Here is a 15,830-nt window from a genome sequence, read left to right on the forward strand (position 1 = left end):
TACAAACCGATTGTCGAACAATTTTGCCATCTGCCCTTTACCGCTCTAAGTTCTGGCCTAGACTCACTTTCTCAATGCGAAACCGGTCGGTCACAAAATGGAAAAATAGTCGAAACTTTTTCCAATCCCGATCGGTCCTCTGACAAGAAGGTGCGTTGCGACTGGTGCAATCTTTGCAACGGCTGATTCAACCCTTTTGCTTCGACTCGACGCATTGGGCAGCGCTTGCTCACTGATGCGCAGCGCGTTTGCGCCGGCCACGGGAAATGGCCATGAAACACCGTTTGCCAGACCTAAGAATTAGATCAACAACACGGGAGATTCATATGATCAGTACGGCTTTGGAAATACAGGGAGAGCGTGCTCATCAGGTCGGCGAATCGAGCGCCGTAACTGCCGCAAACACCCAACCCGCCAGCGTTCCAGGCACCAGGACGCTGACCCCGGCAGCCAACCAGAATCCAAACCGTAAGAAAGTCCTGTTCGTCACCTCGGAAATTGCCGACCTGGTGAAAACCGGTGGCCTGGGCGATGTTTCCGCAGCACTGCCGCGGGCCATGGCCCATCTGCACGATGTACGGGTGTTGATCCCCGGTTACCCGCAAGTGCTGCACAGCGAGAACCCCATTCATATCATCGGTGAGCTTGGCGGCCATGCTGCGTTGCCACCGTGCAAGATCGGGCGCATGGACATGCCCGATGGCCTGGTCATTTACGTGTTGATCTGCCCCGAACTCTACGAGCGCGAAGGTTCACCCTACGGCGCCAACAACGGCCGCGACTGGCCGGATAACCATATCCGTTTCGCCCGCCTGGGCCTGGCGGCGGCTGATATTGCCGCCAACCTCGCGCAGATCCACTGGTGCCCGGACCTGGTGCACGCCCACGACTGGCCCGCCGGCCTGGCCCCTGCCTACATGCACTGGCGTGGGCAGCGCACACCGACGCTTTTCACCATCCACAACCTGGCCTATCAAGGTGTGACCAGCCTGGGCTCGTGCCCCGAACTGGGCATTCCCCAACACGCGCTGCAACAGGAAGGCATGGAGTTCTACGGCAAAATGTCGTTCCTCAAGGCCGGCATGGCCTATTCGAGCCACATCACCACGGTCAGCGCGACCTACGCCCAGGAAATCACCACCCCGGATTTCGGCTGCGGCCTGGACGGTTTCCTCGCCGCCAAGACCCAGCAAGGCCTGCTCAGTGGCATCCCCAACGGCATCGATGAAAGCTGGGATTCGGCGACCGACCCGCACCTGTTCTGCCCGTTCGACATCGGCGACTGGGATGGCAAGGCCGTGAACGCCGCCCATGTCCGCGAACTGTTCGGCCTGAAAGACTCCGAAGGACCGCTGTTCGCCGTGGTTTCGCGCCTGGTTTATCAGAAAGGCCTGGACCTGACAGAGGCGGTGTCCGAGTACATCGTCAAAAATGGCGGGCAGATCGCGATCATCGGTCGCGGCGAGCCGGAAGAAGAACAGGCCATGCGTGAACTGGCCCTGCGCTTCCCCGGGCAGATCGGCGTGCGCATCGGCTTCAACGAAACCGACGCCCGGCGCATGTTTGCCGGCAGCGACTTCCTGCTGATGCCTTCGCGATACGAGCCATGCGGCCTGAGCCAGATGTACGCCCAGCGCTTCGGCTCGTTGCCGGTGGCACGCAACACCGGCGGTCTTGCCGACACCATCGAAAACGGCGTGACCGGTTTCCTGTTCGATGAATCCACGGTGCAGAGCTATCAGGAAGCCCTGAGCCGCGCGTTCAAGGTGTTCGCCTTTCCCGGCCTGCTGCACGCCATGCGCTGCCGGGCCATGGCGGCGCCGTTCAACTGGTGCAAGGCGGTCGAACCCTACGCCGAGCTCTACGAACAGCTTGTGGCCAAGGCATTGGGGAAATCGCACAAACAGTAAGAGGCTTTGAAGATGCCGTTACGGACCCTTGAGACCTGGCCCCACGGCGCAATCATGCTGGACGCAGAGCACACGCGATTCGCGTTGTGGGCGCCAGATGCGTACTACGTCAGTGTCGAACTGGAAAATGGACAGTCCTTGCCGTTGCTGCCCCAGGCCGACGGCTGGTTCGTGAGCAACATCCGATGCGCGGCGGGCACGCGTTACCGCTACAGCATCGACGGCGAACTGGAAGTGCCCGACCCGGCCTCCCGTGCCCAGGCCGGCGACATCGACCGGCACAGCGTGGTGGTCGATCCGCTGGCCTATGCCTGGCAACACGCCGCCTGGCTGGGACGGCCGTGGAACGAAGCGGTGATCTACGAACTGCATGTCGGTGCGCTCGGCGGCTTCAGCGCCGTCGAGCAGCATCTGGCGCGGCTGGTCGAACTGGGCGTCACCGCGATCGAACTGATGCCTGTCGCGCAGTTTCCCGGCGAACGCAATTGGGGTTATGACGGCGTCCTGCCCTACGCGCCCCAGGCGTCATACGGCTCCCCCGAGCAGCTCAAGCACTTGATCGACACCGCCCATGGCCACGGCCTGGCGGTGATCCTCGACGTGGTCTACAACCACTTCGGCCCGGACGGCAATTACCTGCATCGTTATGCCAAGGGCTTTTTTCGCGAAGACAAACACACGCCGTGGGGCGCGGCCATCGACTTGCGCCGTCGCGAAGTACGGGACTTCTTCATCGAAAACGCCTTGATGTGGCTGCTGGAGTACCGTTTCGACGGTTTGCGCCTGGACGCGGTGCACGCCATCGAAGACCCGGATTTCATCCAGGAACTGGCACGACGGGTGCGCCAGCAGACGGGACCGGCGCGGCATGTGTGGCTGATGGTGGAGAACGAACATAACCAGGCCAGCCTGCTCGAACAGGGTTACGACGCGCAGTGGAACGATGACGGCCACAACGCCCTGCATGTGTTGCTGACCGGCGAAACCGACGCCTATTACGCCGACTACGCGCAAAACCCCACCGAACAACTGGCGCGCTGCCTGAGCCAGGGCTTCGTGTTCCAGGGCCATCTCAATCGCCATGGTGTGGCGCGGGGCGAACCCAGCGGACATCTTCCGCCCAGTGCATTCATCCTGTTTTTGCAGAACCATGACCAGATCGGCAACCGGGCCTTCGGCGAGCGCCTGCATCAACTCGCCCACCCGCAAGCGCTGCGGGCCGCCACGGTGTTGCTGCTGTTGTCGCCGATGATTCCGCTGCTGTTCATGGGCGACGAATTTGCCGTCGAGCAACCCTTCCTGTTTTTCACCAGCCATCACGGTGAATTGGCCAGGCAGGTTCGCGACGGCCGGCGCAATGAGTTCGCGGCGCTCAGCGCCTTTGCCGACCCGATCCTGCGCGAACACATTCCGGACCCGAACGATCCGCAGACATTTGCAGCGTCCCGCCCAGTCCTGCCATCGACCGGCCATTGCGAGATGCACGACCTGTATCGACGACTGTTGCAGATCCGTCACCGGCACATCATCCCGCGCCTGCCGGGCGCCCGGGCACTGGGCACCGATGTGCTGGGTGAAGCCGCGGTCAGTGCAACCTGGCGCCTGGGCGATGGCAGCCAGCTGCGCATTGACCTGAACCTCAGCGCCAGCCCCGTAGTCCACACCTCACAGACCGGTGCCACGCGCTTGTTCGAATACCCGCCACAGGGCGCCGACCTGCCGGCCCCAAACACCCTTGCCCCGTATTGCGCGCTCGTCAGCCTCGCCGCCGCAGCCCCCTTTGCTACCCCGTTTGGAGAGCGTCCATGAGTGATGCGCAACTGGAAATCCTGGCCAGCCGTGCCGGTCTCGCAGTCGATTGGCTCGACGCCAACGGCCGCCCGCAAAAAGTCGCGCCGTCCGTGTTGCGCAATGTGCTGACCGGCCTTGGCCACCCGGCCGGCAGCGCCCAGGAAATCGACGCCAGCCTGCTGGAACTGCAAGAGGTGCAACAGACCCATCACTTGCCGCCATTGATCACCGCCGATGTCGGGAAGGGCCTGGACCTGGCGCGTTTTTTCGAGCCCGGGACCCCTTGCGAAATCCACCTCGAAGACGGTTCGCGGCTCGACCTGAAACTGGACGCCAACGCGGTGCTACCGGGGCTGGTACCGGTCGGCTATCAACAGGTCAGCATCGACGGACAAAGCTTCACCCTGGCCGTAGCCCCGGCCCGTTGCTACAGCGTGGCCGATGCCGTGGACAACCCCATCCCCCGTGCCTGGGGCCTGAGTGTGCAATTGTATGGATTGCGCCGCCCCGGCGATGGCGGGTTTGGTGACACCCAGGCGCTGGAGGACCTCGCCCGGGTGGCCGGCGAGCGTGGCGCCGAGGCGCTGGCGATCAGCCCGCTGCATGCGATGTTTTCCAGTGACACCCAACGCTACAGCCCCTATTCGCCGTCCAGCCGCTTATTTCTCAACAGCCTTTACTGCGCCCCGGGCACCATTCTCGGCGAACGCGCACTGCGCACCGCCATCGATGCAACCGGGCTGGCCATTGAACTCAAGGCGCTGGAAGAGCGACCGCTGATTGACTGGCCGGCCGCCGCCGAAGCCAAGCATCGGCTGTTGCAGTCGCTGTACGAAGGTTTCGTCCAGGGCGAACATCCTTTGCACGAAGACTTCAGCAGTTTTCGTCACGCCGCCGGCGAAGCGCTGGAAAACCACTGTCGCTTCGAAGCCATCCAGGAGGCGCGCGCCGCCCGGGGTGAACACCTCGACTGGCGGCAGTGGCCTGAACCCTGGCGCAATCCGCGCAGCGCCGAACTGGCGGCATTCGCCGAAGAGAATGCCGGGCGCATCGGCTTCTTCGCCTTCTGCCAGTGGCTGATCACGCGCTGCCTGGAGCGCGCGCAAACCGCCGCCCGCGCCAGCGGCATGAGTATCGGCCTGATCGCCGACCTGGCCGTTGGCGCCGATGGTGGCGGCAGCCAGGCCTGGAGCCGTCAGGACGAACTGCTCGCGTCCCTCACCGTCGGTGCGCCGCCGGACATTCTCAACCGCACGGGCCAAGGCTGGGGGATTTCCGCATTCTCCCCTGAAGGCCTGGTGCGCAATGGTTTCCGGGCCTTCATCGAAATGTTGCGGGCCAATTTCGCCCACTCCGGTGGCTTGCGCATCGATCACGTCATGGGCTTGCAGCGTCTGTGGGTAATCCCCAATGGATCGCCGCCAGCGGACGGCGCCTACCTGTATTACCCGGTGGACGATCTGCTGCGCCTGCTGACCCTGGAATCCCATCGTCACCAGGCCATCGTCCTGGGCGAAGACCTCGGCACCGTGCCGGACGGCCTGCGGGAAAAACTCATCGCCCGCTCGATGCTGGGCATGCGGGTATTGCTGTTCGAACAGGACAACACGCATTTCAAGCCGATCCTCGACTGGCCGGACAACGCCCTGGCCACCACCAGCACCCATGACCTGCCGACCCTCAACGGCTGGTGGCATGGCCGCGATATCGACTGGAACGCCCGGCTCGGCTTGCTCGATGCCAGTGGTGAAATCGAATGGCGCCAGCACCGCGAACGCGAGCGCGAAGGCCTGCGCCGGGCGTTGAGCCAGGACCCGCAGAACTTCCGTGAAGAGTCCCACGAAACCGACCAGGTGCTCGATGCCAGCGTGCGCTTCCTCGGTCATACCCGGGCCCCCTTGGTGCTGCTGCCCCTGGAAGACGCCCTTGGTGTCGAACAGCAAGCCAACCTGCCCGGCACCATCGACTCCCACCCCAACTGGTCGCGGCGCTTGCCCGGTTACAGCGAAGCCCTGCTCGACGGAGCGGATGCCGCACGACGCCTGGAGTTGCTCGCCTGTGCGCGGCTCCAGGCGGCCGAGCGTGATCGATGACCCTGGTACCGAGTCGTCTACTGCGCGCCACCTTGCGCCTGCAATTTCACAAAGGCTTCACGCTTGAAGATGCGGTGCCACTGGTGCCGTATTTCTCCCGTCTTGGCATCAGCCATGTCTACGCCTCCCCGCTGTTGCGTGCCCGCGCCGGGTCGATGCATGGTTATGACGTGGTGGACCCGACCCGGGTCAATCCGGAACTGGGCGGAGAGGCGGCGCTGCGCAGCCTGGTCAGCGCCCTGCACGAGCACAACATGGGGTTGATTCTCGACGTCGTCTCCAACCACATGGCGGTCGGCGGCGGTGACAATCCCTGGTGGCTGGATTTGCTGGAGTGGGGACGCCTGAGCCCTTACGGCGAGTTTTTCGACATCCAGTGGCATTCACCCGACCCGTTGATGGAAGGCCAGTTGCTCCTGCCGTTTCTGGGCAGCGACTACGGCGTCGCGTTGCAGGACGGCACCCTGCCCCTGCGCTTCGATGCCTGGCACGGCAGCTTCCATGTCGAGCACTACGAACATCGCTTTCCGATTTGCCCCAGCGATTACGGGGAACTGCTCAGGACCGATGCACCGCTCGATACACAGCAGGCCGAACAACTGAAAAACCTGGCCGATCGCTTCAGCACCCTGAGCTACCAGACCGACGCCCACAGCCTGGCCCTGCCGCTGAAAGCGGAACTTCGCGATCTGGTCAACGATCCGGCCCTGGCCCACGCCATCGAGCAGCACCTGAACAACTACGACTCACTGACCGGCGAAGGCTTCCGGCGCCTGCACAACCTGCTGGAACGCCAGAGCTATCGCCTCGCCAGTTGGCGCACCGCCGCCGATGACATCAACTGGCGGCGCTTCTTCGATATCAATGAACTCGGCGGACTGCGGGTCGAGCGTCCCGCCGTGTTCGAAGCCACCCACGCGAAGATTTTCCAACTGGTGGCTGAAGGGCTGATCGACGGGTTGCGCATCGACCACATCGACGGCCTCGCCGACCCGCGAGGCTATTGCCGCAAGCTGCGCCGCCGGGTCGACAGCCTGTCAGCGGGCCGGCACCTGCCCATCTATGTGGAAAAGATCCTGGGCGAAGGGGAAACCCTGCCTCGCGACTGGTCGGTGGACGGCACCACCGGCTACGAATTCATGAACCAGTTGTCACTACTGCAACAGGATCCACGGGGCGCGCAGACTCTGGCCGAACTCTGGCATCGTCACAGCGAGCGGTCCGCCGATTTCGGCCAGGAAGCTCAACTGGCCCGCCAGCAAGTCCTCAGCGGCTCCCTGGCCGGAGATTTCGAAAGCGTTGCCCAGGCCTTGCTGCAAGTGGCCCGGGACAACCTCATGACCCGCGACCTGACCCTCGGCGCCATTCGCCGGGCCTTGCAGGCGTTGATCGTGCATTTCCCGGTGTACCGCACCTACATCAGTCCCCTTGGCCGGTCGGCCCAGGGCGAGGCGTTTTTCCGTCAGGCCATGGACGGCGCCCGCCAAACCCTGGGTGAAGAGGACTGGCCGGTGCTCGACTGCCTGGCCGGATGGCTCGGCGGTGAACCCTGGCGTTCGCGCCCGGCCGGTCGCGAGCGCAAACGCTTGAAGCACGCCTGCGTACGTTTCCAGCAACTGACCTCACCGGCGGCGGCGAAAGCGGTGGAAGACACCGCGTTCTATCGTTCGGCGGTCCTGCTCTCGCGCAATGACGTTGGCTTCAACACCGAACAGTTCAGCGCACCTGTCGCCGACTTTCATCAGGCCTGTATCGAACGCCTCGACACCTTCCCGGACAATCTGCTGGCCAGCGCCACCCACGACCACAAGCGCGGTGAAGATTCACGGGCGCGGCTGGCGGTACTGAGCGAGCGCAGCAGTTGGTACGCCGACCAGATCGGCCTGTGGCGCGCCCTCGCCCGGCCCTTGCGCAACGACGATCAAATGCCATCGACGGGGGATGAACTGATTCTCTACCAGGCGATCATCGGCAGCTGGCCGCTGGCGTTGGAGATCGATCATGCGCCGGCCCTTGAGGACTACGCAAAACGCCTCTGGCAGTGGCAACGCAAGGCCCTGCGCGAAGCCAAACTGCAAAGTAGCTGGAACGCGCCCAATGACCCTTACGAGCAAGCGAGCGAAGACTTTATCCAGCGTCTGTTGCTCAGCCCCGAAGGCGAGTTGTTGCGTACGGCCCTGGCCAAGGCTGCCCGCTCGATTGCCGCCCCCGGCGCACTCAACGGATTGGCGCAAACCTTGCTGCGCATGACCGTGCCCGGTGTACCGGACTTGTATCAGGGCAACGAGTTCTGGGACTTCAGCCTGGTCGACCCGGACAACCGTCGTCCCGTGGATTACGCCAGCCGCCAGCAGGCGCTGCAGCAAGCGGTGGACCTGCCGGACTTGATGCAAAACTGGCGTGACGGGCGCATCAAACAAGCCTTGATTGCGCGCACCCTGAGCCTGCGCGCCGAGCATGCCGAGCTGTTTCGGCGTGGTACCTGCCAGGCTTTGGAAGTGGTGGGCAGCGAGGCCCATCGAGTGCTGGGATTTGTCCGTGAACGGGAGGGGAAACGCGCCATTGTGATTGTGCCGATACGTTGTGCCGATCTGCTGGAAAACGGTGCCGAACCACAGGTCCACGCGCCGCTGTGGGGCGATACCCGGGTCAAACTGCCGTTCACCGTCCCGGACGAACATCTGCAGGGACTTTTTTCCCGCATCACAGTCACAGAACACAGGGAGCTGCTGATCAGCGCCGCGCTGGGGGATTTCCCGGTCAATCTCATTTTTCAAACTGCCCACACTTGAATTCAGTTCAGGAGCATTACGATGAGTACCGACGATAAACGCATCCGCGAATTTGCCTATCAGATCTGGGAATCCGAAGGAAAACCCGAAGGCCAGGAGGCCCGTCACTGGGAAATGGCGTGCAAACTGGCGGAAGCCGAAGCCCTGGCCCCGAAAAAGCCGGTCAAGGCTGCTGCGAAAACCCCGGTCAGCAAAACGGCCAATGGCAAGGCTGGCGATGCCAAGGTCGCCGCGGCAAAAACCAAGGCCAAACCGGCGGCGGCTTCGAAGGTGATCCCGCCGGGGGAAAAGGCCGCTGAGAAAAAGCCCCGGGCTGCGCGAAAACCGCCAGCGGTTTGAATAGGCCTTGAGGCCCCTTCGCGGGCAAGTCGGACCGCCGCACCGCCGCTCACACAGTGTTTGGTGGTGTAACTGCAATCTGTGGCAACTCACAGGTCCCTGTGGGAGCGGGCTTGCTCCTACAGGTTGCCGCCGCTTTAAGGAATACCTATGACCAGTCCGAAGAAAGCCGCCGCGCCAGCCCCTCGTGCCGAAACCACACGAATCCGCGAAGGCCTGCCCTTTCCACTGGGTGCCACCTGGGATGGACTGGGAGTCAACTTCGCCCTGTTTTCCGCCCACGCCACCAAGGTTGAACTGTGCCTGTTCGACGACGCCGGCGAGGTGGAACTCGAACGCATCGAACTGCCCGAATACACTGACGAGATCTACCACGGCTACCTGCCCGACGCCCATCCGGGGCTGATCTACGGCTATCGCGTCTACGGTCCATACGACCCGGCCAACGGCCATCGCTTCAACCCCAACAAACTGCTGATCGACCCCTACGCCAAACAACTGGTGGGCAAGCTGAAATGGTCCGAAGCGCTGTTCGGCTACACCATCGGCCACCCCGACGCTGACCTCAGCTTCGATAAACGGGACAGCGCGCCCTTTGTGCCCAAATGCAAGGTCATCGACCCGGCGCATACCTGGGGCCACGATCATCGGGTCAGCGTGCCGTGGGACAGGACGATCATCTATGAAACCCATGTGCGCGGCTTCAGCATGCGCCACCCCGCCGTCCCCGAAAACCTGCGCGGCACCTTTGCCGGGTTGATGGTCGATGATGTGGTGGAGCACATCCGCAAGCTCGGCGTGTCGACTGTGGAATTACTGCCGATCCACGCCTTCGTCAACGACCAGCATCTGCTGCACAAGGGCATGACCAATTACTGGGGCTACAACAGCATTGCGTTCTTCGCCCCCGATCCGCGTTACCTGGCCAGCGGCAAGATCGCCGAATTCAAGGAAATGGTCGCGCACCTGCACGAAGCCAATCTGGAGGTGATCCTCGACGTGGTCTACAACCACACCGCCGAGGGCAACGAGCAAGGCCCGACCCTGTCCATGCGCGGCATCGACAACGCGTCCTACTACCGTCTCAAGCCCGATGACAAGCGCTTCTATATCAACGATTCCGGCACCGGCAACACCCTGGACCTGAGCCACCCCTGCGTACTGCAAATGGTCACCGACTCCCTGCGCTACTGGGCCACGGAAATGCACGTGGACGGCTTCCGCTTCGACCTGGCGACCATTCTGGGGCGTTACCACGACGGTTTCGACGAGCGCCACAGTTTCCTCGTGGCCTGCCGCCAGGACCCGGTGCTGCGCCAGGTCAAACTGATCGCCGAACCCTGGGACTGCGGCCCCGGCGGTTATCAGGTCGGCAACTTTCCGCCGGGCTGGGTCGAGTGGAACGACAAGTTCCGCGACACCGTGCGCGCCTTCTGGAAAGGCGACGACGGCCAACTGGCTGACTTTGCCAGCCGCCTGACCGCTTCGGGCGATATGTTCAATCAACGTGGTCGGCGGCCATACTCATCGGTCAATTTCGTCACCGCCCACGACGGCTTCACCCTCAACGATCTGGTGTCGTACAACGACAAGCACAACGAGGCAAACGACGAAGACAATCAGGATGGCAGCAACAACAACCTGTCGTGGAACCACGGCGCCGAAGGCCCCACCGACGATCCCGAGATCAACGCGCTGCGCCATCGGCAGATGCGCAATTTCTTCGCCACCCTGCTGCTGGCCCAAGGCACGCCGATGCTGGTGGCCGGCGACGAGTTCGCCCGCACCCAGGACGGCAACAACAACGCGTACTGCCAGGACAGTGAGATCGGCTGGGTCAACTGGGACCTCAGCGAAGATGGCAAGGCCCTGCTCAAGTTCGTCAAACGCCTGATCAAGTTGCGCCTGACCTACCCGGTTCTGCGGCGCGGACGTTTTCTGGTGGGCAATTACAACGAGGATATCGGCGTCAAGGACGTGACCTGGCTGGCGCCGGACGGCACACAAATGACCACCGAACATTGGCACGATGCGCACAATCGATGCCTGGGCATGTTGCTCGATGGCCGCGCCCAGGAAACCGGCATCCGCCGCAAAGGCGTCGACGCGACGTTGATGCTGGTAGTCAACGCACATCACGACATCGTCAATTTCCGGCTGCCGGAAGTGCCTGACGGCGGTTTCTGGACATGCATGATCGACACCAACCAGCCATCGATCCGCGGCCAGGAGCGTTTCGAGTTTGGCCACGAGTACTCGGTCACCGGACGCTCGTTGCTGCTGTTCGAGTTGCAGCATGAGGAAGAAGAGTAAAAAAGCCTACAGGCGTTTATGGCCGCAACACCGCAGAGCGGAAAAGTCATTGCGGACAGGTTCGCGACGCGACGAATAGCGTTACATGAGCAATACTCGATTCGCGGCAATCCAGGGTTTGGCTTGTCGCTCCGCTATCAACGAGCCCTCACGGGTCTGCCGGGCTGGTCCCATGCACGACTGAAGGCGACGCAGAACAAGGACGTATCGACTATGAAACCCGTTTCCCTGAGCGAAGCCAGCCTGCCATCACAGATCTGGAACAGCGCCCCGCAACTGGACAGCATTCCGGTCATCAGCACCCAGTCGCTGGTACCCACCGGCGCACGCGCGGTACTCATTGCCCCGCACCCCGGCGATGAGGTAGTGACCTGCGGCGGCCTGCTGCAGTTGCTCAGTAACCTCGGCCACCCGCTGCAATTGATCTCGATCACCGACGGCAGCGCCAGCCATCCGGGCTCTCGGCAGTGGTCGGAAAAACGCCTCAGCGTGTTTCGTCCCCAGGAAAGCGTCGAAGCCATCCGCCGGCTCGGGTTGCCGATGCACAGCCTGAAGTGGATTCGTGGCGGGTTTACCGACAACGCCCTGGTGGAGCACGAAGATCAGATCGCCCAATTCATCACGCGCTACCTGCGCCCCGGTGATGTGGTGTTCAGCACCTGGCGCGAGGACGGCAACGTCGACCACGACACCGTTGGCCGCGCCAGCGCCAGGGCGGCAGCCAACGCAGGGGCAACCTACAACGACGTACCGTTCTGGGCCTGGCACTGGCCGGCACGAGACCGGGAACTGATCCCCTGGCACCGCGCCCGCAAGGTGCGCCTCGATACCTGGACCGTCGCCCGCAAGAGCCACGCCACCCATGCCTACGCCAGCCAACTGGACGGCGAACCGGCCATCGGCCTTGCGCCGTTGCTGCCCCGGCCGCTGTTGGAGCGTATCCGTTTGCCTTATGAAATCGTGTTGGTATGAACTCATCGATTATCGACCCGGTGCAGTCCATCGGACTGAACTGCCTGCCTTTGCATCAGTCGCATGCATAAGCAGCCTTGAGTCAGAGGAGTGTAAGTGGCCAGTTATCCAAAACGGCAGGCAGCCGAATCGACACCCTTGAACACGCCCCCGACGATTCATCGGCTTCGCGTGCTGACGGTCAACACCCACAAGGGTTTTACTGCACTCAACCGGCGCTTCATCCTTCCTGAGTTGCGTGAAGCGGTGCGCAGTACGTCGGCAGACCTGGTGTTTCTGCAAGAAGTCGTCGGCGAGCACGACCGCCATTCCTCCCGCTACAACGATTGGCCACAAACCTCGCAATATGAATTCCTCGCCGACAGCATGTGGAGCGACTTCGCCTATGGGCGCAACGCCGTCTATCCCGACGGTCACCATGGCAATGCCCTGCTGTCGAAATACCCGATCCGCGAGTATCGAAACCTGGATGTTTCCATTACCGGCCCGGAACGCCGTGGCTTGCTGCACTGCGTGCTGGACGTGCCGGGGCATCGCGAAGTGCATGCCATTTGCGTTCACCTCAGCCTGCTGGAAAGCCATCGACAACTGCAGTTGCAGTTGCTCTGTCAGCTCCTCGAATCCCTGCCGGATGATGCGCCGGTGATCATTGCCGGCGACTTCAACGACTGGCAGATGCAGGGCAATGCCACCCTTGCCCGCCGCGACTACTTGCACGAAGCCTTCGAACGCCACCTTGGCCGACCGGCCAAAACCTACCCCGCGCGGTTTCCCTTGCTGCGCCTCGATCGCGTCTACCTGCGCAACGCCAGCAGCCACCAGCCACAAATACTGGGAAACAAGCCGTGGACGCACCTGTCCGATCATTTGCCGCTGGCGGTGGAAGTGCACTTGTGAATCACGGCTATCAGGCGCCTGGCGCTGTGATAACGCCCCCCACCTGTTATTTCTGACAGTAGCCGCATTGAAGCGGCGCCTGCTACGTTGGTGACGCCCTGCCGATGCCGGTAAGGGCAGTCGTTCCTGGCCATTGCTGACGGCCAAAGGAACGGACGTTGATCCCATCGCGGAGGCAACCATGGAGTTTTCGACAGATCTGCCCAAATACCGTTTAAGCGCCTGCCTGTTCTCGATCTGGTTATGCGCGAACTGGCCCCAGGCTGCCGACGCCGCCTGCACACTCATCCCCACCGTCGGTAACGACAACTTCGTCTGCGACAGCGCCACCAGTGGACCGTTGACCGACCTGTCGGGCAACAACACCCTGACCTTTCCTGCCAACGGCACCGGCAGGATCAACGGTAACGTGACCTTCGGTACCGGCGCCGACACCGTGACCATTGCTTCGGGCACCGTAGCCGGGGCACTCAGCCAAGGCAATGGCATCGATGACTTCGTCATGTCTGGCGGAACTGTTCAGTCACTGGCCCAAGGGGATGGTCGCGATACCTTCCTGATGACCGGCGGCACCATCGTCGGCGCTTTCGAGGACGGCGACGTCGCCAGGATGACCGGTGGCTCCATCGGCCGGGTTGACATGAAGCTCGATAACAATCTCTTCGAAATGTCGGGTGGGCAGATACTTCGCAACCTGGTGACCGGTTTGGGCACCGATACCATTATCGTTTCCAGGGGGAGGATCGGTGGCAACATCAGTGTCAGCAATGGCAACGACAGCATCACGGTCACCGGCGGGGAAATCGTCGGCGAGATCCGCGCCGGCAATGGCGATGACACCCTGGTATGGGACGGCGACGGGATCATCCGCTCGCAAATCCTGCTGGAGGCCGGCAACGACAGCGCCACCCTGCGCAACCTCAGCGAAAGCACCCTCGCCCTCACCCCGAGCATCAATGGCGGCGTCGGCAATGACCTGCTGACCTTCGATCACACCACCTCGTCAGGCGCCGCCCGGTATATCAACTGGGAAACGGTCAATCTCGCTAACAGCTCGCGCTTTGATCTCGATGGCACCTTTCAATTGGGGGACAGCACCAGCGGCACGGGCGTGTTCAATCTCGATGGCAGCAGCACCCTGACGTCGGCGCAAGGCAGCATCGTGCCATTGACCGCAGGTCGGCTCGTTACCTTGAACAACAGCGGGATCATCGACCTCACTCGTGGCAACTCGCGCACCAATGACAGCCTGACGGTTGAAGGCAATTACGTGGGTAACGGTGGCCAGCTGTTGTTGCAAAGTGCCGTGGGCGATGACAGTTCTCCCAGTGACAAGCTGGTGGTCAACAACGGGACATTGACCGGCAGCACCCTGATCAGCGTCACCAACCTTGGCGGCGTGGGCGCCTTGACCCGGGAAAACGGAATCCAGCTGGTACAGGCCCAAGGCACGGCGGTCAGCGACAGCACCGCGTTCGCCCTCAAAGCCCCGGTGTCGGTTGGCGCCTTCGATTACCGCCTGTTCAAAGGCGGTATCACACCGGGCAGCGAAAACAGTTGGTATTTGCGCTCCCAGGTGGTGGCGCCGCCAGTCGTTGCCGTCGCCAACCCTGATCCCGCGCTGCCGCCGACGCTGGTGCCCATTGTGGCAGTGCCGGTGGCCGCACCGGTGGTTGTGGCCACCGCGGCTGAAGGCGTTGCAATCGTCGAAGCCCCGGTGCTACCGGCCGCCGTACCCGGCGCAGCACCAATCCCCTTGTATCGCGAGGCCGTACCTACCTGGTCGGTGGTGCCGCCAGCTGCAGCACAGTTGAGCCTTGCCGCGTTGGGCACCTTCCATGACCGTCAGGGCGATCAGAGCCTGCTGAGTGAAACCGGTGTCTTGAGCGCCGGTTGGGGCCGGGTCTACGGCAAGAACCTCGAGCAGACCTGGGCCGGCACCGTCACCCCAAGACTGGACGGCTCGCTCAACGGTTTTCAGGTCGGCAATGATCTGTTCAGCTCAGAGTGGGCGGGTGGGCAAACCCAGCGCAGCGGTTTCTTCATCGGCCACAGCCGCCTGCAAGGCGATGTCGACGGTTTCAATCAGGGCTTCGCGGGCAAGCGCTCCGGCAACGTCGAGTTGGAAGGCGACAGTCTTGGCGTTTACTGGACCCTGACCGATCGCGCCGGCGCGTATCTCGATACCGTGGCCATGTACACCCGGCTCAACGGCGACAACCGCTCCGAAAGTGGACTGAAGATCGACAATGAAGGGCACGTGACGACGTTATCGGCAGAAGTCGGATACCCGATCCCGGTGGCCGGTAACTGGGTGGTCGAACCCCAGGCACAGGCGATTTACCAGAAAGTCAGACTCGACAGCCAGGACGACGGTATTTCCCATGTCTCGTTCGATTCCGACACTGCCTGGACCGGCCGCGTCGGCGCACGCCTGAAGGGTCGCTACGAGGTCGGCGGCCGGCCGCTGGAACCTTATCTGCGGGCCAACATCTGGCACACCTTCACAGGTACCGATACGGTCACCTTTGACCATCTCGATCAGGTCGAAACCCAGCAACGAACCTCGTCCGCCGACCTGGGCATCGGCATGGTGCTGAGCGTTGCAGACTCGTTCAGCGTGTACGCCGGACTCGACTACACCAACAATATCGACAGCAACCAACAACGGAAAACCTACGGTAACCTGGGTGTACGGCTGCGCTGGTGAGGAAATACTTCAA

At 62.5% G+C, this 15,830-nt stretch carries 9 protein-coding genes; all 9 read left to right on the forward strand.

From position 1 onward, the window contains the following. The first annotated feature begins 326 nt into the window (after positions 1-326). The 9 genes from glgA to ACMDB8_RS14260 all read left to right on the forward strand — a co-directional run bounded on the left by glgA (position 327) and on the right by ACMDB8_RS14260 (position 15,817). Entirely contained in the window at positions 327-1,910 is a 1,584-nt protein-coding gene (gene glgA, locus ACMDB8_RS14220; protein ID WP_056727502.1) for a glycogen synthase GlgA, read from the forward strand. A 12-nt stretch (positions 1,911-1,922) separates the two neighbouring features. Further along, the gene (treZ, locus tag ACMDB8_RS14225) at positions 1,923-3,719 is read left to right on the forward strand and encodes a malto-oligosyltrehalose trehalohydrolase (protein ID WP_409079266.1); all 1,797 of its coding nucleotides are present in this window, start codon (positions 1,923-1,925) and stop codon (positions 3,717-3,719) included. Further along, positions 3,716-5,794 carry a 4-alpha-glucanotransferase gene (malQ, locus tag ACMDB8_RS14230; protein ID WP_223541462.1) on the forward strand — a complete coding sequence of 693 codons (2,079 nt, stop codon included), beginning with the start codon at positions 3,716-3,718 and terminating at the stop codon, positions 5,792-5,794. Before treZ ends, malQ begins: the two co-directional genes overlap by 4 nt. Further along, positions 5,791-8,586, forward strand: a complete 2,796-nt coding sequence (locus tag ACMDB8_RS14235) for a malto-oligosyltrehalose synthase (protein WP_223541463.1) — start codon at positions 5,791-5,793, stop codon at positions 8,584-8,586. Before malQ ends, ACMDB8_RS14235 begins: the two co-directional genes overlap by 4 nt. Before the next feature lie 21 nt (positions 8,587-8,607). After that, entirely contained in the window at positions 8,608-8,925 is a 318-nt protein-coding gene (locus ACMDB8_RS14240; protein ID WP_056727508.1) for a DUF2934 domain-containing protein, read from the forward strand. Positions 8,926-9,075: 150 nt separating this feature from the next. After that, positions 9,076-11,238 (forward strand): glycogen debranching protein GlgX, encoded by a 2,163-nt coding sequence (gene glgX, locus ACMDB8_RS14245; RefSeq protein ID WP_409079265.1) that lies wholly within the window; start codon positions 9,076-9,078, stop codon positions 11,236-11,238. Positions 11,239-11,451: 213 nt separating this feature from the next. Then, the gene (locus ACMDB8_RS14250; RefSeq protein ID WP_056727512.1) at positions 11,452-12,210 is read left to right on the forward strand and encodes a PIG-L deacetylase family protein; all 759 of its coding nucleotides are present in this window, start codon (positions 11,452-11,454) and stop codon (positions 12,208-12,210) included. A 96-nt stretch (positions 12,211-12,306) separates the two neighbouring features. Beyond that, positions 12,307-13,107: an endonuclease/exonuclease/phosphatase family protein gene (locus tag ACMDB8_RS14255; RefSeq protein WP_056727513.1), complete on the forward strand. Its 801-nt coding sequence runs from the start codon at positions 12,307-12,309 to the stop codon at positions 13,105-13,107. A gap of 181 nt (positions 13,108-13,288) precedes the next feature. Beyond that, positions 13,289-15,817: an autotransporter outer membrane beta-barrel domain-containing protein gene (locus ACMDB8_RS14260; RefSeq protein WP_056727515.1), complete on the forward strand. Its 2,529-nt coding sequence runs from the start codon at positions 13,289-13,291 to the stop codon at positions 15,815-15,817. Positions 15,818-15,830 lie beyond the last annotated feature (13 nt).

The organism is Pseudomonas monachiensis (genome assembly GCF_047345015.1).
Taxonomy (GTDB): Bacteria; Pseudomonadota; Gammaproteobacteria; order Pseudomonadales; family Pseudomonadaceae; genus Aquipseudomonas; species Aquipseudomonas monachiensis.

Coding starts and splice junctions, on each gene's coding strand:
- glgA (WP_056727502.1), top strand. CDS start 327: ATGATCAGTACGGCTTTGGAAATACAGGGAGAGCGTGCTCATCAGGTC.
- treZ (WP_409079266.1), top strand. CDS start 1,923: ATGCCGTTACGGACCCTTGAGACCTGGCCCCACGGCGCAATCATGCTG.
- malQ (WP_223541462.1), top strand. CDS start 3,716: ATGAGTGATGCGCAACTGGAAATCCTGGCCAGCCGTGCCGGTCTCGCA.
- ACMDB8_RS14235 (WP_223541463.1), top strand. CDS start 5,791: ATGACCCTGGTACCGAGTCGTCTACTGCGCGCCACCTTGCGCCTGCAA.
- ACMDB8_RS14240 (WP_056727508.1), top strand. CDS start 8,608: ATGAGTACCGACGATAAACGCATCCGCGAATTTGCCTATCAGATCTGG.
- glgX (WP_409079265.1), top strand. CDS start 9,076: ATGACCAGTCCGAAGAAAGCCGCCGCGCCAGCCCCTCGTGCCGAAACC.
- ACMDB8_RS14250 (WP_056727512.1), top strand. CDS start 11,452: ATGAAACCCGTTTCCCTGAGCGAAGCCAGCCTGCCATCACAGATCTGG.
- ACMDB8_RS14260 (WP_056727515.1), top strand. CDS start 13,289: ATGGAGTTTTCGACAGATCTGCCCAAATACCGTTTAAGCGCCTGCCTG.